This window comes from Pigmentiphaga litoralis (genome assembly GCF_013408655.1).
In the GTDB taxonomy this organism is placed as follows: domain Bacteria; phylum Pseudomonadota; class Gammaproteobacteria; order Burkholderiales; family Burkholderiaceae_B; genus Pigmentiphaga; species Pigmentiphaga litoralis_A.
Map to the genome: position 1 here is coordinate 2260938 of NZ_JACCBP010000001.1, position 25500 is coordinate 2286437.

Genomic DNA, 25500 nt, shown 5'->3' on the forward strand with positions numbered 1-25500 from the left:
TGGAAAAAATGGGTTCGCTCGGAGATGGGGACGCCTGCCGCGAATTCAAGCGCAGGCAGGACGTCGACCGGAGCGGACGCAGAATGGGACGCGGCGCAGCCTGATCTGTTCAGGCGCGACGCCCGACATGATACGGCGGATGCCGGCTTACAACCCCACCAGCCGGCTGGTTTTCGGGACGCCCGTGAGCAGGAAGTCCATCTGGTCGGCCAGGATGCGGCGATTGCGCAGGATCATGCCTTCCCACCGGTTGGGCCGGTAAGGCAGGTACAGCAGCGGCATGTTGGCTTCTTCGGGCGTGCGGTTGGCCTTGCGCTGATTGCACGACCGGCAGGCGGTGACGATGTTTTCCCACTGGTTGCCGCCGCCGCGCGATTCTGGCGTGACGTGTTCGATGGTCAGGTCGGTATCCACGAAGTGGCCGCCGCAGTAGGCGCACACATTGTGGTCACGGGAGAACAGGCGGTCGCGGCTCAGGCTGATGGACGCACTGCGGTCGCCGCGGAATTCGCGGCCGCGCACGGCAATGATGCTGGTGGTGCTGGCGACCGACGGCAGGCCGGTGCAGCGGTTCGTGCCGCCCCGGAACGTGACGCTGGTGGCGCCCAGTTCCCAGGCCACGCGGCCTGCGACGTGAAGGCAGATGGCCTTTTCGATGTCTATCCAGCGCACCGGGGTACCGGCGATATCGAGCGCGAGGACGAGGTGAGCCACGAGATGTCTCCTGAGCGAACTTGGCGTGGCGGGGATCCGGCGCACGGCAAAGCAACGTACGGAACACATGGCGCAGCGCTGGGGCGGCAGGCGGGCGTGGGCCAGAGGCACGGGATCGCATGGGCCGGCCGTAATCGCGCGACGTCACTGGATTTTTATACAGCACATTCGTGACGGAAACAAGACAGCACGGGTGGCGGGAAAGGCACAGCGCGGGCTGCCGCTTATCCGGCGTCCCGGCGCACCCGGGCGAACACGGCGCCCTGCAGCTGCGGGTCCACGCCAAGCAGCCGGAATGCTTCAAGCACTGCCGGGCTGTGCGCATCGAAAATCAGGCTGCGCCCCCGCGCCGTGGCTTCACGCCGCGCCACGGCCAGCACCTGGATGCCGGCCGCATCGATGCAGGTGATGCCGGACAGGTCGACCGTCAGTACGTTGACACGATGCATCGCATGCTGAAGGCGGGCCACCCAGTCGATGGCGTTGGCCAGCGTCAGGTCGCCAACGATCTGGATGCGCTCGGCGTCGCCGGCGGCTCGGGTCATGCCGGCCGGTCCGGCGTGGCGAGGTCAGCGTGGGCACAAACGTGAGGGTGAACGTGAGCAGAAGCGTGACGATGAACGTGAGCAGAACGGGCAGTGCCGGCAGGCGGGCGCGAGGGGGGCATAAGGTCTCGAAGGACATCGGAAGCGATGGCCTTCGTAACGGTGTTGCCCTGCGCGACTTGAGGCGTAAACCGGCCAGCCTGTAAGGGATGACAGGGGTGTGGTCAGGACCCCGGCGCGCGCACCACCCACTTGCCATCCTTCCACACGCGCGACTCGCCATGCCGCATCACAAAGAAGTCATCGGCCGGCATGCCCGCCGCATCACGCGCCAGCGCAAGATCCTTGGGCGGCTGGTCCAGCGGTTCGTCGGTCAGGCTGAACGTACCCCAATGGATCGCGACGGACGAGCGTGCATGCACGTCGCGGGCCGCCTGTACTGCCTCGGCCGGATTGACGTGCTGCGGCGTCATGAACCACCGCGGCGCATACGCACCGACCGGAATCGCCGCCAGATCGAACGGCGCTTCGCGCTGTCCGATGTCGGCCAGGTCGCGTGAATAACCGAAGTCGCCCCCGAACAGGAAGCGGAACTTCGGCGCCGCGCTGTCGATGGACCACGCCCCCCACAGCGTCTGGTTGCGATCGGACAAGGTCCGCGCGCCCCAGTGCTGCACGGGCAGCAGCGTCAGTGTCTTGTCACCCAGGGTGGTCTTGCCCCACCAGTCCAGCGGCCGCACGTCGGTGGCGGCCGGCACGTTGTCGCGGAACCAGAGATCAATGCCCAGCGGCACCATGAACACGGGCGATCCGCCAGGCTGCAAGGCGAGCGCGCGCACGGTCGGCAGGTCCAGGTGATCGTAATGGCTGTGCGAGATCACCACCGCGTCGATATGCGGCAGGTCGGCCAGCGCGACGCCGGGCAGCTGGAAGCGTTTGGGGCCGGCAAACGACACCGGCGACGCACGTTCCGAAAACTGCGGGTCGGTCAGCAGGTTGAACCGCCCGATCTGCACCAGCAGTGTCGAATGGCCTACCCACGTCGCACGCACGTCGTCGGACGCCTGCCGTATCCAGGCGGGATCCGTCGGCACGGTGGCCAGCGACGCGGGATCGTTCGGCTCGGCCGGCAGATTGTCGCGCCACTGATCGAAGCGCCAGCGCCACAGGTCCGTGGTGCCGGGCGTGCGATGCGGGTAGTTGTTCTTGAAGCCCGACGGCGTGTGATGCGCAAGGTTCGCGTCGTAGTACGGATTGTCCCTGGCACATCCGGCGATCGCAAGGATCGCCGCGCCCACCACCCACCATCGGAAGGACGCCATGGCTTACAGCACCGGTGACAGCACGGGTTGCTTGGCGCGGCCCGACAGCGCCTTGCCCTTGCGGGCACGTTTACCGATGTAGATCGCCAAGGCGGCTCCGTTAAGGATTTCTTCGAACGGCTTGTTGCGGTAGACGCCCGCGATACGCAGGCCGGCGGGACCGATCGGCACCACCTGCGCCAGCGGATCCTTGGCGTCCAGATCCATCAGGGTCGTGCCCCGACCGCCCGACGACAGCACCTTGACTTCTTCCAGGCCAAACACCAGGAAGCGTTCCTTGGCCGTCAACAACGCGACATGGGTGGCGCCGTCGAACACCGGCACCGGACGCTGCGGCTCGTCGCCTTCGTCCAGCGACATGAACTGCTTGCCGCCGCGTTGACGCGTCGACATATCAGACAGGCGCGTCATGAAGCCCAGGCCGTTGCGGGTCGCCAGCAGCCAGCGGCTGGACGGCGCCGACGCGATCATGTGCAGGATGCGCGACCCGGGTTCCAGGTCGATCATGGTCGTGACCGGCACGCCGTCGCCACGTGCCGACGGCAAGCCCAGCACGGGCACCGAATACACGCGGCCACTGCTGGAAATCGCGATCAACGAATCGGTGGTGCGGCATTCGAAGGCGCCATACAAGGCGTCACCTGCCTTGAAGGTGTACAGGCTCGAATCATGGCCATGGCCCTGGCGGGACCGCAGCCAGCCCTTTTGCGACACGATCACCGTCACGGGTTCATCCACCACCCGCGCTTCAACCGATGCACGTTCGGCGGCTTCGATCAGCGTGCGGCGATCATCGCCATACTGCTTCGCGTCGGCTTCGATTTCCTTGACGATCAGGCGCTTCATGGCGCCGGCGTTTTCGAGCAGGTCTTCGAGCTTGACCTGATCGGTCTTGAGCGTCTTCAGTTCCTGTTCGATCTTGAAGCCTTCCAGGCGCGCCAGCTGACGCAAGCGCATTTCCAGGATGTCTTCGGCCTGGCGTTCCGACAGCGAAAACGCCGCCATCAGCGCCGGACGCGGTTCATCGGATTCGCGGATCGTGCGGATCACTTCGTCCACGTTCAGGTAGACCACCATGCGCCCTTCGAGCACATGGATGCGGTCCTTCACCTTGTCGAGGCGATGGCGCGTGCGCCGCGTGACCGTATGCGTGCGGAACGCCAGCCACTCGGTCAGGATCTCGCGCATCGACTTCTGGCGGGGCCGTCCGTCGGATCCGACCATGACCAGGTTGACCGACGATCCGCTTTCCATCGACGTGTTCGCCAGCAGCGTGTTCACGAAGTCGTCGCGGTCCACCTTGGACGTCTTGGGTTCGAACACCAGCCGCACCGAGGCTTCCTTGCCCGACTCGTCGCGCACGGCGTCGAGCAGGCCCAGCATCGTGGCCTTGGTCTGCTGCTGTTCGGGGCTCAGCGTTTTCTTGCCGGCCTTGATCTTGGGATTGGTGAGTTCTTCGATCTCTTCCAATACCTTCTGACCCGACGTGGACGGCGGCAATTCGGTCACGACCAATTGCCACTGGCCGCGCGCCATCTCTTCAAATGTCCAGCGTGCGCGCACCTTCAGCGAGCCGCGGCCCGTGCGGAAGATCTGCGCAATGTCGGCCGCGGGCGTGATGATCTGCCCGCCACCGGGAAAATCGGGGCCCGGCAACAGCGTATACAGCGCCTCGTCGGACAGCTTCGGATCTTTCAGCAGCGCAACGGCAGCCGCCGCGACCTCGCGCAGGTTGTGCGGCGGGACTTCGGTCGCCATGCCCACCGCGATGCCCGAGGCGCCATTGAGCAGCACCATCGGCAGCCGCGCCGGCAGGTTCTTCGGTTCCTGATAGGACCCGTCGTAGTTCGGAATGAAGTCGACCGTGCCTTCGTCGAGTTCATCGAGCAGCAGACGCGCGATCGGCGTCAGCCGCGCTTCGGTGTATCGCATGGCCGCCGCGCCGTCGCCGTCGCGTGACCCGAAGTTGCCCTGGCCATCGATCAGCGGATAGCGCAGCGAAAAGCCCTGCGCCATGCGGACCATGGCGTCGTACGCGGCCTGGTCGCCATGCGGATGGTACTTGCCCAGCACGTCGCCGACCACGCGGGCCGACTTGACGGGCTTGGCCGTCGGGCCGAGGCCCATCGCGTCCATCGCGTACAGAATGCGCCGCTGCACGGGCTTCTGGCCATCGCTGACGTCGGGCAGAGCGCGCCCTTTGACGACCGATACCGCGTAGTCCAGGTAAGCCTGCTCGGCATACAAGGCCAGGGAAATATGTTCACCGCCCGGCACCTCGGGCTCGCCCGGGGTCGGGATCAGGGGTAACTGAGTGTCCGTCATTCTTAAATATCCACCTCGGCCAGATCGCCTTTTTCTTCCAGCCAGGAGCGACGCTGCGCGGCTTCGGTCTTGCCCATCAACATATCGAACATCTGGATCGTGGCCTCCATGCCCGATGATCCGACACTGACCGGCAACAGGCGCCGCGTGTCGGGGTTCATGGTGGTCTCCCAAAGCTGCTCGGGATTCATTTCGCCCAGGCCCTTGAAGCGGCTGATGCTCCACGCGTTTTCACGCACGCCTTCCTTGCGCAGCTTGTCTTCGGTCGCGGTCAGCTCGCCCGCGTCCAGGCAATAGATCTTGCGCGCGGGGCGTTTGCCCGCGGCGGGCACATCGACCCGGAACAGCGGCGGCCGCGCGATGTACACGTTGCCGCGTTCGACCAGCTTCGGAAAGTGACGGAAGAACAGCGTCAGCAGCAGCACCTGGATGTGCGAGCCGTCCACATCGGCGTCCGACAGGATGCAGATGCGGCCGTAGCGCAGGCCCGATACATCGGGATCGTCATTCACGCCATGCGGATCGACACCGATCGCCACGGCAATGTCGTGAATTTCGTTGTTGGCGAACAGACGATCGCGGTCCACTTCCCAGGCGTTCAGCACCTTGCCGCGCAAGGGCAGGATCGCCTGGAATTCCTTGTCGCGGCCCATCTTGGCCGACCCACCGGCGGAGTCGCCCTCGACCAGGAAGACTTCGGTGCGGCTGACGTCGCTGCTTTCGCAGTCGGTCAATTTGCCCGGCAACACCGCCACGCCCGAGCTCTTGCGCTTTTCCACCTTCTGCGCCGACTTCACGCGGGTCTGAGCCTGGCGGATCACCAGTTCGGCCAGCTTCTTGCCGTAGTCGACATGCGAGTTCAGCCAAAGCTCGAGCGCCGGACGGCAGAAGCCCGCCACCAGACGCACCGCATCGCGGCTGTTCAGCCGTTCCTTGATCTGCCCCTGGAACTGCGGGTCCAGCACCTTGGCCGACAGCACGAAGCTGGCGCGGGCGAACACGTCTTCAGGCAACAGCTTGACGCCCTTCGGGCTCAGGTTGTGCAGCTCGACAAAGCTCTTGACCGCGGTGAACAGGCCTTCACGCAGGCCGGCTTCGTGCGTGCCGCCGGCCGACGTCGGGATCAGGTTCACATACGATTCGCGCACCACGTTGCCATCTTCGGACCAGGCCACCACCCACTGCGCGCCCTCGCCTTCGGCAAAGGTTTCGTGGTCGCGGTTGGCGTACTGCTGGCCTTCGAACAGCGGGATCAGCAATTCGGCGCCGCCCAGCGTTTCGGTCAGGTAGCCGCGCAGGCCCTGCTCGTACAGCCAGGTCTGCGATTCGCCGGTCTTTTCGATCTTGAGCGTGACCTTGACGCCCGGCAGCAGAACGGCCTTGCTGCGCAGCAGACGCGACAGCTCGCCCATCGGAATGGCCGCGCTGTCGAAGTACTTGGGATCCGGCCAGCAGCGCACCCGCGTGCCCGTCTTTTTGCGGGTATCGGGAATCTTGGCGAGCGGTTCGACCACGTCGCCGCCGCTGAAGACCAATTGGTGCGCGCCACCATCGCGCCACACCAGCACTTCGAGCCGGGTGGACAAGGCGTTCGTGACGGACACGCCCACGCCGTGCAGGCCGCCCGAGAACGCGTACGCGCCGCCCGCGGCCTTGTCGAACTTGCCGCCGGCGTGCAGGCGTGTGAACACGATCTCGACCACCGGGGCGCCCTCGTCGGGGTGCATGCCGACCGGAATGCCGCGGCCGTCGTCCTCGACGGTGACGCTGCCATCGGTGTGGACCGTGACCTGGATATGTTTGCCGTTGCCCCCCAGGGCTTCGTCGGCGGAGTTGTCGATCACCTCCTGCACGATGTGCAGGGGATTTTCGGTTCGGGTGTACATCCCCGGACGCTGCTTGACGGGTTCAAGACCCTTCAGCACCCGGATTGAAGCTTCGTTATAGCGAGTCGCCAAGTTATCCCCAGCTACTGTGGAAAATGCGGTTTATTTTAAGGATGAAGCGCCTATTTACGCGGCTCTTGCTGGGACGCCCAGTTTTTAGGCAGCCCAAAAGGCGCATATTCGGCTTGACAAATCGGTCCTGGCAAGACGGACACGCCGCGGGACTACCGGACCCCACACAGGGCCATCAGGGTTTCCCAATTCATGACGAGTCCGGCGCGCTGATAGCCCGCGAACGCCAGGGCCAGCACGGCGGCCAGCAGCATCCAGGCAAGGATGCGCCCCGTGCTCATGCGGCCGCCAGGGGGCGTTCGCGGATGGGCAGGGACAGCGCTGCAGCCATGACACCCAGCCCGAGCGCCATCCACCAGACGACATCATAACTGCCGGTGGCGACATACAGTTTGCCGCCCAGCCACACCCCGACGAAACTGCCGATCTGGTGGCCCAGGAACACGATGCCGCTCAGTGTGGCGGCATAACGCATGCCGTAGATGTGGCCGACCAGCCCGACCGTCAAGGGCACCGTGCCCAGCCAGACCAGGCCGATCACCGACGAGAACACCGCCAGCAGCCACGGCGTCAGCGGGAAGATGAGCAGCAAGGCAATGGCTGCCGCGCGGACGCCGTACATGCCGGCCAGCAAGGTCTTCTTGCTGAAGTGGCCGCCCAGCCGTCCCGCGCCGTAGGAACCCAGAATGTTGAACAGACCGATCAGCGCCAGGGCCATCGCCCCATCCGACGCCTTGAGGCCGCTGTCGACCGCGTAGGCAGGCAAGTGCAGCGTCAGGAACGCCGTATGGAACCCGCACACGGCGTAGCTCCAGAACAGCAGATGAAAGGATGGGTGGCGGACGGCCTGCCGGATGGCGCCGCCGAGCGACAAGCCGGACGCGGTGGCCTCGGGCCGGCCGGTCAGCCGCGTCGCCAGCGGAATCGCAAGCAGCATCAACGCCGCCATCACCCATAAGGCGCCTGTCCAGTCCAGGGTGTCGATCAGCCATTGCCCGGCGGGCACCAGGACGAACTGCCCCATCGACCCGCCGGCACTGACCAGGCCGAGCGCCGCGCTGCGCTGGGACGCCGGCACGGCGCGCCCCACCACCGGCAACAGCACGGCAAAGGTGGTGCCCGCCTGTCCAAGACCCATCAATATCCCGGCGCTGGCATACAGCGACAGCTCGGTGCCGGCATAGCGGGTGCCGAGCAGACCCAGGAAGTACAAGGCAGCCGACAGCGCGATCGTGCGGCCGGCGCCATATTTGTCGGCCGCCATGCCGACCCCGATCGCCGCCACGCCCCACATCAGGTTCTGGATGGCAAAGGCCAGCGAAAACACGTCGCGCCCCCAGCCATGCGCCAGCCCCATCGGCTGCATGAAGAGGCCGAAGGTCGCGCGAACGCCCATCGCCAGCAACAGCACCAGCGAGGCACACAGAACAAGGGAGGTGGTGGATGACGCGCCGGACGAACCGGAAGCAGACGAGTGCGGCATGGGACGGTGATCGACATTCAGGCGCCAGATGGCACTGGCAGCCGACGATCATAGCGCAACGGCCCCGATCGGGGCACCAGCACGGTGCAACGATCGGGGCCATTATGGCCATAGTGACCGGGTCAGGTCACGTCAGGTCAGGTCACATCAGGAATACAAGGGCCGACGCAGCTTGCCGCGGTAACGGCGTTGCTGTTCCAGCACCTTGGCGTGCGCGCGCTCCAGTTCCAGGTAGGCCACTTCAGCCTTCTTGGCCTGCTGAGCGTTCTGCCAGCGGCTCAGTTGCGACCACGCCGTGGCAGCGCCAAAGCCCGCTACCAGGCTCACGCCAATGGCCAGCCAGGGCTGCTGATTCGCGGCCCGCAGCATCCAGCTGACGGCCCGGTCAGGCGGCGTCGTCATACCGGCGTTCGCGTTGTCGAGCGCGATGCGCGTCATGGCGATCTGCGCCTTCAGGGCGTCCGAGCACTTCTGGATCTCTTCCGTCGTGCCTTCCTGAATGGCAAGGTTCAGCGCATTGCTGGCCTTGCGCAATTCATTGACGGACTGCACCTGCGTCGGCACGGGCGCGCCAGAAGCATCCGGCTGCGGCGGAGCTTCCCCGAACAGCGCGGCCTTTGGACGAGCCGGCGCCGGATGCAGGCTGCCCGCTACGATCTTGTCGAAGCGGCCCTTCAGCCAGGCCAGCGCAAAGCCCTGCACCGGTTTGCGCAGGAAGGCCGGAAACCGGCCACCCGTCGCCACCGAGAACAAGGCGTTGAGCAACGCCCCTTCAGCCGAGCTGACGCCGCGCGCCCGATGGCTATGTTCCGTCCTCACCACGCCCGCACGAACAAAGCGGGTGCGTTCGACGTTCATCTCCCGCAGGAGCTCATTTTTTCGTGATTCGGTCTTGATTTTGCTCATCGGAACTCCGGATTGCATCTACGTCGAGGCGGACCTGCTCGAGCAGTTCGTTGAAAGGCTCACCCTTGGGCGAGGTCATGCGGCCCACCAGATAGGACGCCAGCCCCAGCAGCACCCAGCCACCGGCCAGGTACCAGGCCACCGCCGTGCGGGACGTACTGTCCCAGTAGGTGACCAGAATGGCGACTGAAATGAACGTGGCGGCAAACAGCGCACACAGCACCAACCCGACATAACCCAGGATGGTGGTGATCAACGACTGGCGATACAAGGCCAGTTCCAGTTTGAGCAGCTCGCCGTAAGGGCCGACACGCCCCCCGACAAACTGGGCGATCGACTTGAAACGGCCAATCTGACGTAACACCATAATTTCCCCCGCGACGGGCCCGCTTGAGACCGACCCGCCAGACTACACACGTGAATTCGCCAACCTGACGGCCGGCCCCCTGCCCTTACTTCTTGTCCGTGTCGCTCGTGATCGGCGTCACCACGGTCGGCGCCGCCGGATCCGTCGGACGCGCGAAATCGCCTGTATGGCTACCTGCTCCCGGCACCAGAATGTCCACCAGCGCTTCCCCGAAGTTCTTCCCCAAATGCATCTTGCCGTCGTCGCCGGCAGCAACCTCTTGCGCGGCCCGTCGCTCTTCCGGCGTCGGCTCGGCCGCGTCGGCCAGATGGGTGTCGTCAACCTCTTTACGGCCTGCCTGGATATCGTCGATGGCATCGACATCTTTCTTGGTCAGCATGGTAGATAGCTCCCGTGGTTCTTCGTGGTTTTGTAAAAATGGGATGCGGTCAGTCCTCCACCTTCGGAGGGTCCGACCGATCCCGATTCCGGGACAACTGGCTGTGCGACCGATCACGGCGATCCCTGTCCTGGGCGTCTGTCCGCGGTGGCCTGACGGTCACCACGGATGGGCCAGCTGACCGCCGTGCGTCGTCGTCATTCGCCACGTCGCGGGTACGGCCAGCGTCCCAATGGGCCAGCGCAAAGGCGGCCACGACGACACCAGCGGGTACGAGCACGAATGAAACGGCGCGTTGGAAGATCATGGATCGTCAACCAGTTGCTTCGGTAAATCACGAGAGATAGCGCAAGTGTCGTGCCCGGGCGAGTGCGGGGCAAGGAGGGATACGTCAGGTAATGAATGGGGGATCACACAGGGCGCCGGGCTGACGCTGGTCAACGTTATTTCGTTTCCTGTTTCGTCAGCCAAGTATTTACGGCCTGGGCGATCTGCTGGTCGTACCCGCGATAGTCATGCTTCGCGCCAACGATTGGAACCTGAACGAACCGATCGGACACCATCGCCTTGCGGTTCTCAGCAAACTGGGCATCGCGATCGTTCTCGGCATAAATATCGAGCACGGGCATCCGGATCTTGCGCAAATTGAGGTTGGTGTTCAGCGGCTCCGGGCCACCGGCCAGAAGGCCGACACCGAGGTATCCCACCACCCCCGAGTCCGGATGGTTCGCCAGGAAGGCCGACGTCATCCGCCCGCCCATGCTGTAGCCCATCAGGTAAATGCGTTCCACGCCTTTCTCGTTCTTGAGGAAATCCAGCGCGGCCTGGATGCGTGTGTACGCATCTGGAAAGGTCGACGCGTACTGCTGGAAAGTGTCAGGCGACCGGTTGCCCGCGAGGGTTGGCATCTGCAACGACAGGGTGTGATACCCAAGTTCGCTATGTATGGCCTTACGCAATGGACCGACCACATGCGAATCGGCATCCAGGCCCTGGCCATGCGCCAGAACCACGGCGACCTTGGCGTTCTTCCCGTCAAGGTATTCGCCCTGCGGCATCTGCGCCATCGCAGTCGATGCGAACAGTGCGGTCAGGGCGATGAGCAATTGCTTGAAGATGCGCATGGCGTCGGCCTCCGGCAAAGGCGAATCGGCCGTCACGCGGAATCGCTGAAGTCCGACCGTCCAGACGCTACACCTGCAGACGCATTTTGGAAAGCGGCTGATGCTGTGCACGGCGCCGCCCTCCCTTCCCGCCTCACTTGAACCGCGGCGACACGCTCAGATAGGTCTTGCTCAGCGCAGGCGCGAACTGGTCCATCGTTGCCTTGTTCATGTCGACCGGGGGCTTGGCTTCGGCGGGCAGCAGCGTGAAGTAAGGCGATTCCTTGGTGGCCTCCGTGAACTCCTTGCGCGCGTTCTGCAACAGGGCGGGCGTGGTCACGGCGTCCAGCAACGAGGCGGCCAGCACCTTCGCGCCGGTCACCATGCCCTTGTGCGCCATCGTGCTGGTGGGCGTGATGGCCGCGGGCCAGGCGTGGTAGCCGATGCCCGGCACGCTCGACGGGAAGTTCATCATGCCCGTGGGCACGACCCACGTGACGTCGCCGTTGTCGTTGGACGCGGTGCCTTGCGGCCGTGCCGTGACGGTGGGCAGTGCCGTGGCCAGGCCGACCTCGGGCTTGTTGTTGGCCTTCTGAAGTTCTTTCGCAAACGCGACTTCTTCGGCGCTCCAGGTGGGCAGGCCGACCATTTCCATGTTCTTGCGGATCTGTTCGCTCAGCACCTTGTTGCCGAGCTGGGGCCATGCCGACGCCACAAATTCGGGCGGGTCCATGGTGGTGCCGGTCATCATCGCGGCGCCTTTGCCGACGTTGACCAACCTGTCGAAGTTTTCCTTGGCGGCGGGGGCGTTGGCGTCGCGCACGTACCACCAGATCTGTCCGAGGTCGGCAATGATGTTGGGCTGGATGCCGCCCATGGTGATGGTGCGATGGGCGCGGTAGGTGGGCCGCATGTGTTCGCGCAGCTTGTCGAATCCGATGTCCATCAGTTCGACGGCGTCGACCGCATCGCGGCCGTCCCAGGGGTTGTTCGCGCCATGCGCGGTCTTGCCGTGGAAGGTGAACTTGGCGCTGATCGCCGCATAATTCTGCAGGCCGTATCCCGTGGACAGGTTGTCGCCGATGTGCAGGATGAAGGCCGCGTCGACGTCCTTGAAGTAGCCTGCGCGGACCAGGAAGGGACGGCTGATCAGTTGCTCTTCGGCCGGTCCGAACGAGATGATGAGCGTGCCCGGAAGTTTGTCCCGTTCCATGATGGTCTTGACCGCGAAGGCGGCCGCGGTGGCCACGCCGGCATGTGTGTTGTGGCCTTCCATGTGGCCAGGCGCGCCTGGCACCACCGGCTTGCGCGCGATGGACCCGGGCGTTTGCGACCCTTCGGGCAAGGCGTCGATCTCGGTGCTGATCGCGATGACCGGCTTGCCGCTTCCCCACTTGGCCCACAGGTTGGTCGGCATGCCTGCCCCGCCCATCTCGACCGAAAAGCCGGCGGCTTCCAGCGTGTCTTTGAGCAGCTGGGTGCTCTTGACTTCCTGCATGCCGAGTTCAGCATAGGCGTAGACGGCGTCACCGATCTGCGCGACGGTGTCGGCGTTGCGATCGATGATCCTGAATGCCTCGTCTTTGCGTTCATCGGCAAAGGCAGGTTGGGCCAACAGCAGGCCGGTGGCGGCGATTGTTGCCACACGGCATAGCACCACAGCGTAGTTCATAGTTTCCCCGATAGACGAATGCATGCGTTTCGCCTCCAGGCGTGAGGCAAGGGTCAGCTTATCGTGGAAGTCGAACCGGTGACAATGCTGGCGACACAGTGGCCGCCATTCAGCGGTCACCATCCGGCGCCCTACTCCACGGCGATCTTCGCCTTGTCGATGAGCTGGCTCCACCGTGGCAGGTCGAGCTTGAGGCGGGCGGCGACGCGGTCGGGTGGCCCGCCTTCGGGTTCGGCGCCGATGTCGGTGATGCGCTTGCGGACCTCGGGCTGCTTGAGGCCCTCGTTCAAGGCCTGGTTGAGCCGCGCGATGACCGCCGGCGGGGTGCCTTTGGGCGCGTTGAGCGACAGCCAGGAACTGACGTCGAAGCCGGTATAGCCCAGCTCGGCCAGGGTTGGCACGTCGGGCAAGGTGGCGGACCGCTGGGGCGTGGTCACGGCCAGGGCGCGCAGCTTGCCGGCTTTGACCAGGGGCGCCGCGGTGGGAACGATGTCCATCATGACTTGCACGTTGCCAGCGATCAGGTCGGTCAGTGCGGGCGAACTGCCGCGATACGGCACGTGCATCCAGCGCACGCCCGCCACTTGCTGGAAGTATTCGCCCATGAGGTGGTTGATGCTGCCGCTGCCGGCCGACCCCATCGCCAGGGGCTGCGCGACCGTGCCCGACAGCGCGACCAGGGCCTTGACCGAGTCGGCCTTGAGCGACAGATTCGTCACCAGCAGCCCCGGGGTGCTGGCGTACCAGATGACCGGATCGAAGCGCGCGATCGGGTCGAACTTGCGATCGCGGTACAGCGACGGGCTGACGGTGAGCGGGCCGGCGCCTCCCACGGCCAGGGTGTAGCCGTCGGGCGCGGCGCGGGCGACTTCTTCCATGGCCAGCAGCCCCCCGGCGCCGGGGCGATTTTCGACGATGAAGGCCTGGCCCAGGCTTTCGGTCAGGGACTGGGCCATCAGGCGGCCCACGATATCGACAGCGCCACCCGGCGCGAATGGCACGATCAGCCGTACCGGTTTGGCCGGGTAGGCGTCTGCCCCATGGGCAGTCGATACGAGCGCGGCCACCGTGGTCAGGCCAAGGGCGGCAGACAGGGCAAGCAGCGTGCGGCGCCGGGTGCGCGCTGCGGGTGAAGAAGCAAGGGTCATGGGTGTCTCCGTGGTTATCGCGGGCAAAGGTCGCCCCTGCCGGTCAAGGCATTGTTTTTTTGGGTGGTGCTCAAAAAAGGGGGCTTAGCGGGTCATGCGTGGCGGGCGCCGCCAGCCGGGTACGGCGACAGACCGGTGCCTGGGCCACACAGGCATCGCAGTTACTGCGGAAACTGGGTCACGTTCGTGCGGCCATGGGCTCGGTGGATGCCGCCGCGGGCACGAATGACTGCCAGTACCCCGGCCGTTCAGGCTGCTCGCCATACGACTGCAGGCGGTCGGCCGCGGCGCCAATCAGGGCCTCGGCCGTGCGGCCGCGCCGATGCAGGTAACGATCCAGTTCCGCCACACTGTCGGTCAGCACCTGATAGCCGCCCGCCATGACGGCCGACGTCATCTCGGTGGCCGAGGCGCCCGCCAGAAGAAAGCGCGCCACATCCAGGCCGGACCGCGCGCCATTGGTGGCGACCAGCGGGAAATCCTTGCCCAGCCGGCGGCGGGTCAACGCAATCCACCGTGCGGTCAGCGGCAAGGCCCACCCGCCGCCCAACGCAGCCGACGTGTCGAGCATCGGCTTTTCGGTTTCCAGATCCGGCAGGAATCCCATGAAGCGCCCCATCATCACCACGGCATCGGCCCCGCCGCGGCGGGCGGCATCGGCCAGGCCGGTGACGTCTTCGCTCTGCCCCGTCAGCTTGATCCACAACGGCAGGGTGGTCGCGCGGCGCAGTGTGGACACGATGGTCTCGATACGGGCGGCGTCACGTTCAAGGACGATGGCGCCCTTCGCGGCTTCATCGCCATGGGGCGCGCCGATGTTCACTTCAAGCACCCGAAACCCCATGTCCTGGATCGCGGTGGCGTATGCCGCGCATTGCGCCAGGTCGCTCAGGATCAGGCTCGGGATCACATAGGCATCCAGCGTGGCCGCATGCCGGTCGGCACGGATCAAGGTTTCCATCCATTGCGCAAACGGCTGCTGGATGAGGCCCGAGCGGCAAAACACCTGCGCATCGGCAGGCGGGGCAAAGTCCCACGGCAGGCGGTTCCACTGGCCGTCCAGCAACTGGTAGTCCGTGCGATCCAGCTGGCGTTTGGCCGCCACGGATTCGTTGATCGACTTGGCCACGACGGCGCCCGCGCCGCACGCCAGCGCCGCATGGATCGCGTCGCCCGTCATGGTGTGTTCGCCTGACCCGCAGATCACGGGGTTCTTGAGTCTGAGGGTGCCAACCGTGGTGCTGGATCGTGTCATGGTCTTCCTTGTTCGCGCGCCGACACCGTCAGCCGCGATGGCGCGACAGCGCCGCAAATAGGTGTTCGTACGCGCCGCTATTCAGGCGCGCGCTGACTTCGGCCGCCGCTTCCTGCACCTGGGCAATCAGGCCGGCCTGCGGAGGCGACGGAACGTCTTTTGTCGGGCCGATCACGCCAATGGTGCCGACCAGTTCATCGCCTTTATCGGTGCCGCGAAAGATTGGCGCGGCCAGCACATTCACGCCTTCCAGCACTTCGCCGCACGCGTCCTCGTACAGGTCGCGGCGGATCTTCTGCAGGCGTTCGGCCAGGCGCACCGGATCGACCATCGACGCGGGCGTGAAGGCTTCGAACTGCCGCTTCAACAACTTGCGCTGGGTCAGTTCGTCGCACCAGGCCAGCACGATGCGCCCCTGCGCCGAACAATGCGCCGGCACGCGGTTGCCTGGCTTGACCGTGATGCAGACCTGCCGCGTCGAGTCCACCGCGGAAATCACCAGCGCCGAATCGTGCGTGGCCGCCGACAACAACGCGGTCTGCCCGGTCTGGTCGCGCAGGCGCGTCAGGTAGGGATCGGCAATCAGCCGCAGGTCGAACTGTTCCCCTGCCGCGATGCCGTAGCCCACCAGTTTGGCGCCCAGGCGATACTTCTCGCTGGCCGGGTCCTGTTCGACGATGCCCAGTTGCCGCAGCGACGCCAGATGCCGATACACGCGCGGCTTGGGCTCGTCCATGGCCGCGGCCAGTTCGGTCACGCCCATCGGCCGGCGGGCCAGGGTCAGCTGGTCGAGCAGCGCGAAGACGATCGCTACCGATTCAAGCAGCGCCGGCCCGGCCTTCGCCGGTTCATCCGGCGGGTCGGCAGGCAAGCCGGCAGGCAGGGTCGGCAGCGTATCGTCATTGCGTGGTGTCACGGTCAGTCCTCGAGTCCCATCAGGGTGGCGGCATTGGTCGAGGTCATTTTACGGATGTCCTCTTCGCTGTGCCCCAGGTCCAGGCAGGTGCCGATCACGCTGCGGAATCCGTCAACGATGCGCGGGTTGCCGACCTGCCCCAGATCCGAGCCGAGAATGGTCAGGTCGACCGTGCCGGCATCGATCACCTGCTGCAGGAATTCCGGGTCATAGAACTTGAACTTGGAACCCGGCACCCACATGCACATGGAGTGCTCCATGTACACGCCCTGCCGCGCCAGTTCCCGCATGTCGTCCAGCGTCGCGTCCACCACATAGGTCGGATGGTTCACCAGGATGCGCTTTACGCCGCGCGCGCGCGCTTCATCGAACAAGGGCCACATCTCGCTGATGTGAAGATGGCCGCCCGATAGCACCACGTCCGCTTCCGCAATCAGGTCCAGGATGTCTTTGACCTCGGGCTTGAGGCGACCCTGCGCATCCAGTACCGTCAGGGGCTCGGGCTCGATCATCTTGCGTTTGGTCTGCGGAAATTTATCGGTGAAGTGCGCATCCGCCTTGTGATGATCGATGTGGTTCTTTGACGAAAAGGTCGGCATCCACACCAGGCGCGCGCCCAGCTTGATGCCATGCTCCACCGCATGCACATTGAGTCCGCCGACCGCGTTGTTGAGCGGCACGCCCGACAGCATCAGCACACCCAGCTCACTGAAGTGTTTGTTCAGCAGCGCGGTCACCGGCGTGGCCGAGTAGTAGTGGTCCTTCAGCAGCAAGGCGCGCAGGCCCGCTTCGGACGCTTCCTTCATCGCTTCGATATGGTCGAGGTAGCGCGCCATGACCGACGGTCCGCTGTGACAGTGCAGGTCAATGGCACCCTTCACAAGCTGGTCGATGGTCGCGTCACGATCGCGGCCGATGGGGGCTGGAACGGGTTTGGGAACGGCATTCATGTTGGTTGTCTCCGGGGGTTCATGGACGCGGCCAGTTGCGTGGCCGCGCTGCGCAGCCAGCTTTGATCGGACCCGATCACAAAGAAGCTGACCCCGCGTTGTGCGTAACTGTCGACGGCCGTGGCGTCGGCCAGGAAGATGCCGACCGCGGTCCCCCTTGCCTGCCCGGCGTCGATGATGGTGGCGATCGCGGCATCGACCCGCGGGTGATCGAGTTGTGTCACGCCATATGACAGGGCCAGATCCGCGCGGCCGATGAACAGGCAGTCCACGCCGGGCACGGCGGCGATGTCGGCCACGTGGTCGATCGCCGAAGCGTCTTCGATCTGGCAAATCACGCTGATCGCGTTATCGGACGCCGTGACGTGGTCAGCCATGCCGATGGCGCCATAACCGCCAGCACGCGGCGAGTTGCTGAAGCCCCGTTCGCCATTGCGATAGCGGCACATGGCCACCACCGCACGCGCCGTTGCAGCGTCTTTGACATGCGGCACCACCACGCCCGCAGCACCCAGATCCAGCGCATGCAACGCTGTTTCGGGACGCTGATCGGCCAGCCGCACCAGGCCTGCCGTGCCTGCCGCCCGCGCCGACAGCAGGCAGACGTCCAGTTGTGAGGGATCGAACGACGCATGCTCGGTGTCCAGCACGACCGCATCCAGCCCGCTCGTGCCCGCGATTTCGACATGCTGAAACGCCGGCGTCTTGATGAAGCACGCGCTCAGGACGTCGCGATCGCGCAGCCGCTGCCTGAAGGGCGAGGTCATGGGAATTCGTGTGCCTGATGCGCGACCAGATGCTGATAGTCCGCACGCAAGGGCGAAAAGATATCGAGGTTCAGCACCACTTCGTCGCCCACCGGTTCGGCGTAATGCATGACGTGTGGCGGGATGCGGATCATGCTGCCCGGCCCGCCTTCAACGACGTCGTCCCCCACGTGGAATCGCACGCGTCCTTGCACAATCACCACCAGTTGTTCGAAGTCATGCTGATGGGGGTTGGTGTCCATGCCTGGCGTAAGCCAGTTCATGACACAGATCGTGTCGTCACCCCGGAACCCGACCCGTTCAACGCCCTTGCGGACCGTTTCCCTGGGCAGGGAATTCCAGTTGTAGAGATGGGCTTGCGTCATGTCTTGCCTCCGGCTCAATGCTTATATCGTTTCTTTCAGTAGAACGTCTTTTCTTTGATAGAAACATCATACGGATGGCGAACTGGGGCGTCAATGGGCGTGACGCGTCGCTCGGGGCGTGTTTTCCCTGAGTCGAAAGACGCGAAGTGAAAGGTGCAGGAGGTCCGGCGCTGCGGCTCAGCTCGCCTTGAACCACGCCGGATGCATGGGCGGGATGTGCTCCGCCAGCCAGTCCGCAAAGGCGTGTACTTGCGGTGCCAGATGCGTGCGGCTCGGATACAGCACGGAGACGCGCCGCAGGCTGGGCCGCGCAAAGGGCAGCACCTCGATCAGGTCGCCGCTGGCAAGGTGGGCGTCCAACGTGATGCCTGGCGCCTGGATGATGCCGAACCCGGCCAGTCCGCACTGCACATAGGCATGCGACTCGTTGACCGTGATGGCGCCGCGGCTGGGAAAGGCACGGTCCTGCCCGTCTTCCGAAAACAGCCACGGCATCGGACGATGGCTTTCCCCCGACAGAAAATTGACGCCCTGGTGCCGGGCCAGATCGCTCAACGATCGCGGTTCGCCCCACGTCGCCAGGTACTGCGGCGACGCGCAGGTCACCATGACCACGGACCCGATGGGTCGCGCCACCATGCTGGAATCGGGCAGCTCGCCAAGCCGGAGCACGCAGTCGACCCCCTCAGCAATGAGATCCACGGTCCGATCCGTGACCCCGACCACAAGCTCGATATCGGGAAACGTTTCGGTAAACGCTTTCAGACTTTCCATCAGGCTGCGTTGCGCGAATGCCGAGGGAATATCGACCCGCAAGCGGCCTTGAAGCGTCGAACGGCGCGGATCGAACATCGACGTGGTGCGCGCGATGTCACCCAGGATGTCCTTCACCCGTTCATAGAAACGTTCCCCCTCCACGGTCAACTTTACGGTGCGTGTCGTCCGATGGACGAGCCTGACGCCCACCGATGCTTCCAGGTCCTGAATGCATCGCGTGACAAAAGGACGGCCGAGCTGCATGGCCTCGGCCACTTTGGTGAAGCTGCCCAGCTCGGCAAGCCGCGCAAACACCTGCAGGGATTGCAGCAGTTCCATGTCGCTCCGTTGGGCGAAGGCGTCACCCGGTTTGCGGTGGGTGACCGCGTCAATTCCCATCTGTATTCGCACTGGCTGGACGGCGCACCGGGCCCGGATGAACCGGAATATTGCTTCGGGTCACCGCTGCCCGGCGGCTTGGCCGAGTACATGATCATCCATGAAGACAGTGCGGTCGGCGCGCCCGAGAACATGACGGATGAAGAGGCATCCACGCTGCCCATCGCGGCCTTGACGGCCTGGTACGCGCTGGTCGATTTCGGCCAGATCCAGCCGGGGCAGACGGTGCTGGTGCAAGGGTCGGGCGGCGTGTCGGTATTCGCTGCGCAGATCGCTACGGCACTCGGCGCAAAGGTGATCGTGACGTCCAGCCGGGATGCCAATATCGATGCCTTGAAGGCGCTCGGCGCCGTTGCAGGTGTCAACTATCGCACCCATCCGGAGTGGGCAACCGAAGTGCTGAAGCTGACCGGCGGACACGGCGTGGACCTGCTGCTCGACGTGGCAGGCGGCGACGGGATCAATCAATCCGTGGCAGCCACCCGGGCGGCGGGCCGCATTGCCCAGATCGGTTTCCTGACAGGTCAGACGACGTCATTGAATCTGATGCCATTGATCTTCCGCCAGACAACGATCCGCGGTATTGCGGTCGCGCCTCGGTCGTCGTTCGACCGCATGAATGCGTTCCTTGGCCAGAACCGGATCCGGCCGGTCATTGACCACGTGTATACGTTTGACCAGGCGCGCGAAGCGTACGAGCACCTGGCGCGCGGTGCGTTCGGCAAGGTGGTCATCACGATCGGCGGGCCGTCCAGCGACGCACGCTGAATGGAAAAACCGCGCCCCAAGGGACGCGGTTCATGGATAACCACAGCGCAATAAGCGATCAGTCGATGATGATGTTCGCCTGCTGGATCACCGGACGCCACAGGGCGATCTGGTCCTTGATGTACTTGGCGAATTCTTCAGGCGTGTTGTGCATCGGTTCCAGCCCTTCCTTCTTGAAGATCTCGATCGTTTCGGGGCTGTTCAGCACCTTGATGATCTCGCGGTTCAGGCGATCCACGATGGGCTTGGGGGTGCCGGCCACAGTCAGCAGGCCATACCACTGGCTGGCTTCGAAACCTTCCATGCCCTTGGTTTCGGCAATGGTTGGAACGTCGGGCAGCAGGGGCAGGCGCTTGGGGGTCGCAACGGCAATGGCGCGCAGACGGCCGCCCTGGATGTGCGGGTAGAGCGGCGGCAAGCCCGTCAGCACCACTGACGTCACGCCTCCGATCAGGTCGTTCAGTGCAGGCGCGGTGCCTTTGTAGGGCACGTGTTGCAGCTGGATGCCGGCCTTGAGCTTGAAGTACTCCATGGCCAGGTGGGCCGCGCTGCCGTTGCCGCCCGACGCGTAGTCGTAGCCGTTGGGCTTGGCCTTGGCGGCCTTGACCAGTTCGTCCACATTCTTGACGTCAAGGCGCGACGGGTTCACGGCGAGCACGTTCGGCACGGCGGCCACCAGCGACAACGGTGCAAAGTCCTTGACCGGGTCGTAGGGCAGCTTGCGGTACATGGTGGCGTTGGCGCCAAAGGTGCCGATGGCGCCCATGATGATGGTGTAGCCATCGGGGGCGGCAGCCTTGGCGGCTTGCGTGCCGATGATGCCGCCCGCGCCTGGCTTGTTTTCGACGATGATCGTCTGGTTCAGCGCGGCGCCCAGCTGCTTGCTCATCACGCGCGCGATGATGTCGGTGCTGCCACCGGGGGTGAAGGGCACGATCAGCGTGATCGGGCGGGTCGGGTAGCTGTCGGCGGCCTGGGCGGAGCCCACGATGCACAGGGCGGCCAACATTGAAACTGCTACGGGGTGCTTCTTGAACATGACGTCTCCTCGTCGTTCTGATACTCGGAATGAGGCGGTTCGCGCGCCGCCTTTCAACACAACAAAAACTTATCTGGCCTGGCTGCGGTGGCGGGCTTCGATGCTGGCATGCCTTGCCAGCAGCCGCCGCGCGCGTTCGACTACCGGCACGTCGATCATCTTGCCGTCGATCTGGAAGGATGCCCTGCCCTCGGCTTCGGCCTGGGTGTTCGCATCCAGCAGGCGGCGCGCATACGCGACCGCGTCGGCATTGGGACCATATTCTTCGTTGACGACCGCAACTTGTCCGGGATGCACGCAGCTCGCGCCATCAAACCCGAATTGGCGTGAGCGGCGCACCATGGCGCGAAAATGTTCCATGTCCGAAAAGTCGGCCACCGACGCAATGAAACCCAGGGGCATGACACCGGCCGCGCGGGCCGCCAGGATCATGCGTTGTTTGGGCATCAACAGGGCTTCATCGGTGGGCTCGAAGCCGCCATTCAGCGCGAAGTCTTCGCCGCCGATGTTGATGGCCACCATGCGTGCGGACGCGCGCGCGATCTCGGTCATGACCTCGAAGGCATCGGGTGTTTCGATCATGGCCATCAGCCGCGTATGGCCCAGCGGCAGCCCCTGGCGAATCTCCAGTTCACTGACAAGTTCGTCGATCAGGCGCACATGCGATGCGCCGTCGACCTTGGTGATGGCAATGCCATCGACCTCGGGCAGCACGCAGGCTTCGATGTCGCGCACGGCCAGCGACAGTGGACGGTTGATCCGCACAACGACATCCGCGCCGCCCTGGCGCACGGTCTGCGCAGCGGCTTGCAAGCCAAGGCGGGCCGTGGCCTTTTCGGACACGGGCACGCTGTCTTCCAGGTCCAGGATGATGGCGTCGGCGCCGCGGGTATGGGCCTTGTCGACGAACTTGGTCACGTTGGCCGGCACATAGAGCAAGGACCGCCACACAGGCAGTTCGCGCTTCACGATGTGTGCGTTCATGCCTGCGCCTTTGCGGGTTCGGCCGCCGCGGTCTTTTTCGCCTTGGGCGCGTATTGCGCCACCGCGCCCGCTGCAATCATGTCTTCGATCTGCGCATCGGTGTAGCCCACCTCTTGCAATACCTCGCGGCTGTTCTCGCCGATGTGCGGCGCGATGTTCCGCAGGGCCGGCGTGTAGGTCGCGAAGCGCACCGGGTTGCGCAGGTTGGTCAGCGTCCCTTCGGTCGGATGCTCGACCTTCTGAAACAGGCCGGTGTCCGCCAGGTGCGGATCTTCCAGCACCGAGTCCAGGGTGTGCATGGGCATGGCGGGCAGGTCTTCGGCTTCCAGAATGGCCAGCCATTCGGCCGTTGTCCTGGTCGCAAAGATCTCGTTGCGGATGCGGAACATTTCGCCAATGTTTTCGAAGCGATCCTTCTTGTCGGCAAAGCGCGGATCCACGCTCAGTTCCGGCCGGCCGATCGCTCGGAACATGGCGTGCACCTGCGGGTCGGTGTTGGCCGTCATGCAGATGTAGCCATCCAGCGTCTTGATCGGGCGCGAGTTCGGATTGAGCAGACGGCTGTCGCCCGCGCCCCCCAATGGCGGATCAAACGTCTTCAGGAACATGTGCTCGGCCAGCACAAAGGCGGCCATGCTTTCGAACATGGGCAGCTCGACCGTTTGCGGGCCGCCGTAGCGCAGGCGTTGCACCACGGCCAGCAGCAGGCAGTTGGCCAGCATGACGCCGACCGTACGGTCGGCAATCACCATGGGCACATAGCGCGGCACGCCGTCGGTGCCATCGTTGATCGACGCCAGGCCCGATGCGCCCTGGATGATGGAATCGTAGGCAGGCTTGTCTTTGTAGCGGCCTTCCTGGCCGAAGCCGACCACGCTGCAATAGATCAGGTCGGGCTTCAGCTTCTGCAGGTCTTCCGGCGCCAGGCCCAGGCGTGCCGCGGCTTGCGGACGCATGTTGTGCACGACGGCATCGGCGGTGGCGATCAGCTTTTTCAACGAATCCAGCGCGCCGGGTTTCTTCAGGTCCAGCGCCAGGCTTTTCTTGTTGCGGTTCAGGTGCAGATACTTGCCCGACATGCCCGGCGTGGTGGGCGAACGGCCGCCAATCCAGCGCGACAGGTCGCCCGTCGGGTGTTCGATCTTGATCACTTCGGCGCCAAAGTCGGCCAGGATCTGCGTGGCCAGGGGGCCGACCACGACTTGCGTCAGGTCGACAATCCGCATGCCTTCCAGCGGCGCGCGCTGACCGTTCCCAGGCGCTGCGGCAATGTTCATGTTGGTGCTCGTGTCGGTGCTCATGCCTTGCTCCCGTCAGCCAGCGTGGCCTGACCCATCACAATGGTCTTGCCGGCTTCGCTCACGACCCGAAAGCCGATCGCGCCATCCCCTTCCTGCGCACTTTCGATATGGAAGGGCTGGCCTTCGAACAGGGGCGAGGTGTTCCGTGTACTGAGGGTTGCGAACGGCATGCCCCAGGCGTCGTGCAGGTGTTCGATCGCGCACAGGGTCGACAGGCCGCCGTTGACCACGAGCCCGGGGTAGCCTTCCACGCCGGTGGCATACGGCTGGTCGTAATGGATGCGATGACCGTTGAAGCACAACGCGCTGTAGCGAAAGATCATGACCGGATCGGCGGTAATGACCGGCGACGTCTTGTCGGCAGTGAAGGCCGGTGCAGACGCCTTGGCCGCAGCCGCCGGCGCGCCTTCCTTGCCCACGGCGGACGCCGCCGTGCGGTACACCACGTCCTGCTCTTCGATCACCGCGACGCCTGCCGCATTGCGGATGGTGTGGCGCAAGGTGACGAACACGAGTGGACCGGTGCTGCCCTGCTTGTTGGCAATCGATGCGATTTCGGATACCCGTTCGACGTCGTCGCCAATCCGGATGGGGGCAATGAACTGCATGCGTTTGCCCGCGAACATGCGCTTGGGCAAGGCGACCGGCGGCAGGAAATCGCCCAGCGCCGGATGGCCGTCCCGCCCGATCTGCGAACGCGGCACCACCCGCGGAAACAGCACGCTGTACCAGCCCTGCGGCAAGGCATCGCCGCGCCGCAGGCCCACCCGGTTCGATTCCACGGTCGCGGCCAGGCGCTCGGCCAGTTGCGGGGTCACGGTGTCGGTCACGGTTTCGGTGCGGCCGATCCAGGCCTGCAGATCCTCGGCAGGCGCGGCGGCGGACGGCGGCGCCGTCTGGGCGGATGGGGTGGCGTTCACTGTGTCTCCGTGAGATTTTCTGTATGCACGCATCCTAGCCGGGCCACCCATTTCCGAAAACTGATAAATTGCTCATGTCCATTCCAAACCGCTATACCCCACCCCGGCCACCATGAAACTCCAGCAAATCCGCGCCTTTTGTGTCGTTGTCGACGAAGCCATGAGCATTTCGCGGGCCGCGCGCGTGCTGTGCATGACGCAGCCCGCCGTCAGCAAACAGATCAAGCAGCTGGAAGACAGCCTGGGCGCAACGTTGCTGGTGCGATCGAAAAGCCGGCTGCTGGGGCTGACGGATGTGGGCGAAGACGTGCTGCGCAGCGCCCGAGCCATGCTTGCCGCGGCGCAGGACATCGGCCTGATCGTAAGCGACCATCAGCACCGGGCGCAGGGCCGGCTGGTCATTGCAACGACGCACACGCACGCGCGCTACGCGCTGCAGGACATCATTCCGAGCTTTGCGCGGCGGCATCCGGAAATCGCCCTGAACATCGTGCAGGCCAATCCCAGCGAAATTTCCGATCTGGTGCTGACGGGGCAGGCGGACCTGGGCATTTCGACCCTGCCCCCTGCGCTGCCGCCGTCGGTAGTCGCGATTGCCTGCTACACCTTCAAGCATGTGCTGATCGGTCCGCCCGACCACGCCGTGTTCGATGGGCCGATCACGCTGGAAACCATGGCGGCCTACCCGCTGATCACCTACAGCGAACAGCATGCGATCGGCCGGCGGCTGATCCAGGCGTTTGATGATGCCGGGCTGGCGCCCAAGATCGCGGTGCGCGGGACGGATGTGGAGGTGATGAAGTATTACGCGTCGATCGGCCTGGGCCTGGCCGTGATTCCGGTGATCGCGTATGCCAGCGACCTGGACCGCAACCTGACGGCCGCACCGATCGATCACCTGTTTCCGACCAGCACGGTGTACGTGGTCGCGCGCCGGGGCGCCTACTGGCCGCGGCATCAATACGATTTTGTGGAGACGGTGACGCCCGGGCTGACCCGCGACAAGGTCGACGAGGCGATGTCGGGGGCAATGGCGGTAGAAGGATGACGCGGAAGGATGACGCGGAAGGCTGATCTGGTCTCCCCGGCAGGAATCGAACCTGCATCTATCCCTTAGGAGGGGATTGCACTATCCATTGTGCGACGGGGAGACTGGCG

The 25500-nt window shown here is 64.7% G+C and carries 25 protein-coding genes and 1 tRNA gene; 2 read left to right on the top strand and 24 right to left on the bottom strand.

The window, feature by feature from the left end:
* Nucleotides 1-147: 147 nt before the first annotated feature.
* From HD883_RS10100 to HD883_RS10185, 19 genes are all read right to left on the bottom strand, one after another.
* The gene (locus HD883_RS10100; protein WP_373563340.1) at nucleotides 148-714 is read right to left on the bottom strand and encodes an HNH endonuclease; all 567 of its coding nucleotides are present in this window, start codon (nucleotides 712-714) and stop codon (nucleotides 148-150) included.
* A 224-nt stretch (nucleotides 715-938) separates the two neighbouring features.
* Nucleotides 939-1259: an STAS domain-containing protein gene (locus HD883_RS10105; protein WP_179585903.1), complete on the bottom strand. Its 321-nt coding sequence runs from the start codon at nucleotides 1257-1259 to the stop codon at nucleotides 939-941.
* Nucleotides 1260-1483: 224 nt separating this feature from the next.
* Nucleotides 1484-2581 (bottom strand): MBL fold metallo-hydrolase, encoded by a 1098-nt coding sequence (locus HD883_RS10110; protein ID WP_179585901.1) that lies wholly within the window; start codon nucleotides 2579-2581, stop codon nucleotides 1484-1486.
* A gap of 3 nt (nucleotides 2582-2584) precedes the next feature.
* Entirely contained in the window at nucleotides 2585-4906 is a 2322-nt protein-coding gene (gene parC, locus HD883_RS10115; protein ID WP_179585899.1) for a DNA topoisomerase IV subunit A, read from the bottom strand.
* A 2-nt stretch (nucleotides 4907-4908) separates the two neighbouring features.
* Entirely contained in the window at nucleotides 4909-6864 is a 1956-nt protein-coding gene (locus HD883_RS10120) for a DNA topoisomerase IV subunit B (protein WP_179585897.1), read from the bottom strand.
* A 152-nt stretch (nucleotides 6865-7016) separates the two neighbouring features.
* A complete protein-coding gene (locus HD883_RS27685) occupies nucleotides 7017-7145 on the bottom strand; it encodes a hypothetical protein (RefSeq protein ID WP_257022122.1) in 129 nt (42 codons plus the stop codon).
* Nucleotides 7142-8347, bottom strand: coding sequence for an MFS transporter (locus tag HD883_RS10125; protein WP_179585895.1), 1206 nt, complete (start codon nucleotides 8345-8347; stop codon nucleotides 7142-7144). Before HD883_RS10125 ends, HD883_RS27685 begins: the two co-directional genes overlap by 4 nt.
* A 147-nt stretch (nucleotides 8348-8494) precedes the next feature.
* On the bottom strand, nucleotides 8495-9253 hold the full coding sequence (locus tag HD883_RS10130; protein WP_179585893.1) for a hypothetical protein: 759 nt from the start codon (nucleotides 9251-9253) through the stop codon (nucleotides 8495-8497).
* Complete coding sequence (locus tag HD883_RS10135; RefSeq protein WP_179585891.1) at nucleotides 9219-9620, bottom strand: phage holin family protein; 402 nt, start codon at nucleotides 9618-9620, stop codon at nucleotides 9219-9221. Before HD883_RS10135 ends, HD883_RS10130 begins: the two co-directional genes overlap by 35 nt.
* A gap of 85 nt (nucleotides 9621-9705) precedes the next feature.
* Complete coding sequence (locus tag HD883_RS10140; protein WP_179585889.1) at nucleotides 9706-9999, bottom strand: hypothetical protein; 294 nt, start codon at nucleotides 9997-9999, stop codon at nucleotides 9706-9708.
* A 443-nt stretch (nucleotides 10000-10442) separates the two neighbouring features.
* Nucleotides 10443-11123 carry a dienelactone hydrolase family protein gene (locus tag HD883_RS10145; RefSeq protein WP_179585887.1) on the bottom strand — a complete coding sequence of 227 codons (681 nt, stop codon included), beginning with the start codon at nucleotides 11121-11123 and terminating at the stop codon, nucleotides 10443-10445.
* A 133-nt stretch (nucleotides 11124-11256) separates the two neighbouring features.
* Nucleotides 11257-12774, bottom strand: coding sequence for an amidohydrolase (locus HD883_RS10150; RefSeq protein ID WP_179585885.1), 1518 nt, complete (start codon nucleotides 12772-12774; stop codon nucleotides 11257-11259).
* A 131-nt stretch (nucleotides 12775-12905) separates the two neighbouring features.
* The gene (locus HD883_RS10155) at nucleotides 12906-13922 is read right to left on the bottom strand and encodes a Bug family tripartite tricarboxylate transporter substrate binding protein (protein ID WP_179585883.1); all 1017 of its coding nucleotides are present in this window, start codon (nucleotides 13920-13922) and stop codon (nucleotides 12906-12908) included.
* Between the two features lie 178 nt (nucleotides 13923-14100).
* Entirely contained in the window at nucleotides 14101-15177 is a 1077-nt protein-coding gene (locus HD883_RS10160) for a dihydroorotate dehydrogenase (RefSeq protein WP_179585881.1), read from the bottom strand.
* A 28-nt stretch (nucleotides 15178-15205) separates the two neighbouring features.
* Nucleotides 15206-16093, bottom strand: coding sequence for an IclR family transcriptional regulator (locus HD883_RS10165; protein WP_218863174.1), 888 nt, complete (start codon nucleotides 16091-16093; stop codon nucleotides 15206-15208).
* 2 nt (nucleotides 16094-16095) lie between these two features.
* Entirely contained in the window at nucleotides 16096-17043 is a 948-nt protein-coding gene (locus tag HD883_RS10170; protein WP_179585879.1) for a DUF6282 family protein, read from the bottom strand.
* On the bottom strand, nucleotides 17040-17810 hold the full coding sequence (locus tag HD883_RS10175) for an HpcH/HpaI aldolase family protein (protein WP_179585877.1): 771 nt from the start codon (nucleotides 17808-17810) through the stop codon (nucleotides 17040-17042). The genes HD883_RS10170 and HD883_RS10175 overlap by 4 nt, the downstream gene beginning before the upstream one ends.
* Nucleotides 17807-18175 (bottom strand): AraC family ligand binding domain-containing protein, encoded by a 369-nt coding sequence (locus HD883_RS10180; protein WP_179585875.1) that lies wholly within the window; start codon nucleotides 18173-18175, stop codon nucleotides 17807-17809. Before HD883_RS10180 ends, HD883_RS10175 begins: the two co-directional genes overlap by 4 nt.
* 177 nt (nucleotides 18176-18352) lie before the next feature.
* Entirely contained in the window at nucleotides 18353-19270 is a 918-nt protein-coding gene (locus HD883_RS10185; RefSeq protein ID WP_218863172.1) for a LysR family transcriptional regulator, read from the bottom strand.
* On the opposite strand from HD883_RS10185, the gene HD883_RS10190 reads away from it, so the two are divergent.
* A complete protein-coding gene (locus HD883_RS10190; protein WP_257022123.1) occupies nucleotides 19256-20098 on the top strand; it encodes a zinc-dependent alcohol dehydrogenase family protein in 843 nt (280 codons plus the stop codon). The two genes, HD883_RS10185 and HD883_RS10190, sit on opposite strands and share 15 nt — an antisense overlap.
* Nucleotides 20099-20156: 58 nt before the next feature.
* Here the strand turns inward: HD883_RS10190 and HD883_RS10195 are convergent, their stop codons facing one another.
* From HD883_RS10195 to HD883_RS10210, 4 genes are all read right to left on the bottom strand, one after another.
* Nucleotides 20157-21137, bottom strand: a complete 981-nt coding sequence (locus HD883_RS10195; protein WP_179617608.1) for a Bug family tripartite tricarboxylate transporter substrate binding protein — start codon at nucleotides 21135-21137, stop codon at nucleotides 20157-20159.
* A gap of 69 nt (nucleotides 21138-21206) precedes the next feature.
* Nucleotides 21207-22121, bottom strand: a complete 915-nt coding sequence (locus HD883_RS10200) for an HpcH/HpaI aldolase/citrate lyase family protein (protein ID WP_179585871.1) — start codon at nucleotides 22119-22121, stop codon at nucleotides 21207-21209.
* Nucleotides 22118-23422, bottom strand: coding sequence for a CaiB/BaiF CoA transferase family protein (locus HD883_RS10205; RefSeq protein ID WP_257022124.1), 1305 nt, complete (start codon nucleotides 23420-23422; stop codon nucleotides 22118-22120). Before HD883_RS10205 ends, HD883_RS10200 begins: the two co-directional genes overlap by 4 nt.
* Nucleotides 23419-24342, bottom strand: coding sequence for an FAS1-like dehydratase domain-containing protein (locus tag HD883_RS10210; protein ID WP_179585869.1), 924 nt, complete (start codon nucleotides 24340-24342; stop codon nucleotides 23419-23421). Before HD883_RS10210 ends, HD883_RS10205 begins: the two co-directional genes overlap by 4 nt.
* A 112-nt stretch (nucleotides 24343-24454) precedes the next feature.
* On the opposite strand from HD883_RS10210, the gene HD883_RS10215 reads away from it, so the two are divergent.
* Complete coding sequence (locus HD883_RS10215; protein ID WP_179585866.1) at nucleotides 24455-25390, top strand: LysR substrate-binding domain-containing protein; 936 nt, start codon at nucleotides 24455-24457, stop codon at nucleotides 25388-25390.
* 28 nt (nucleotides 25391-25418) lie between these two features.
* Here the strand turns inward: HD883_RS10215 and HD883_RS10220 are convergent.
* A tRNA-Arg gene (locus HD883_RS10220) sits at nucleotides 25419-25493 on the bottom strand.
* Nucleotides 25494-25500: the final 7 nt, after the last annotated feature.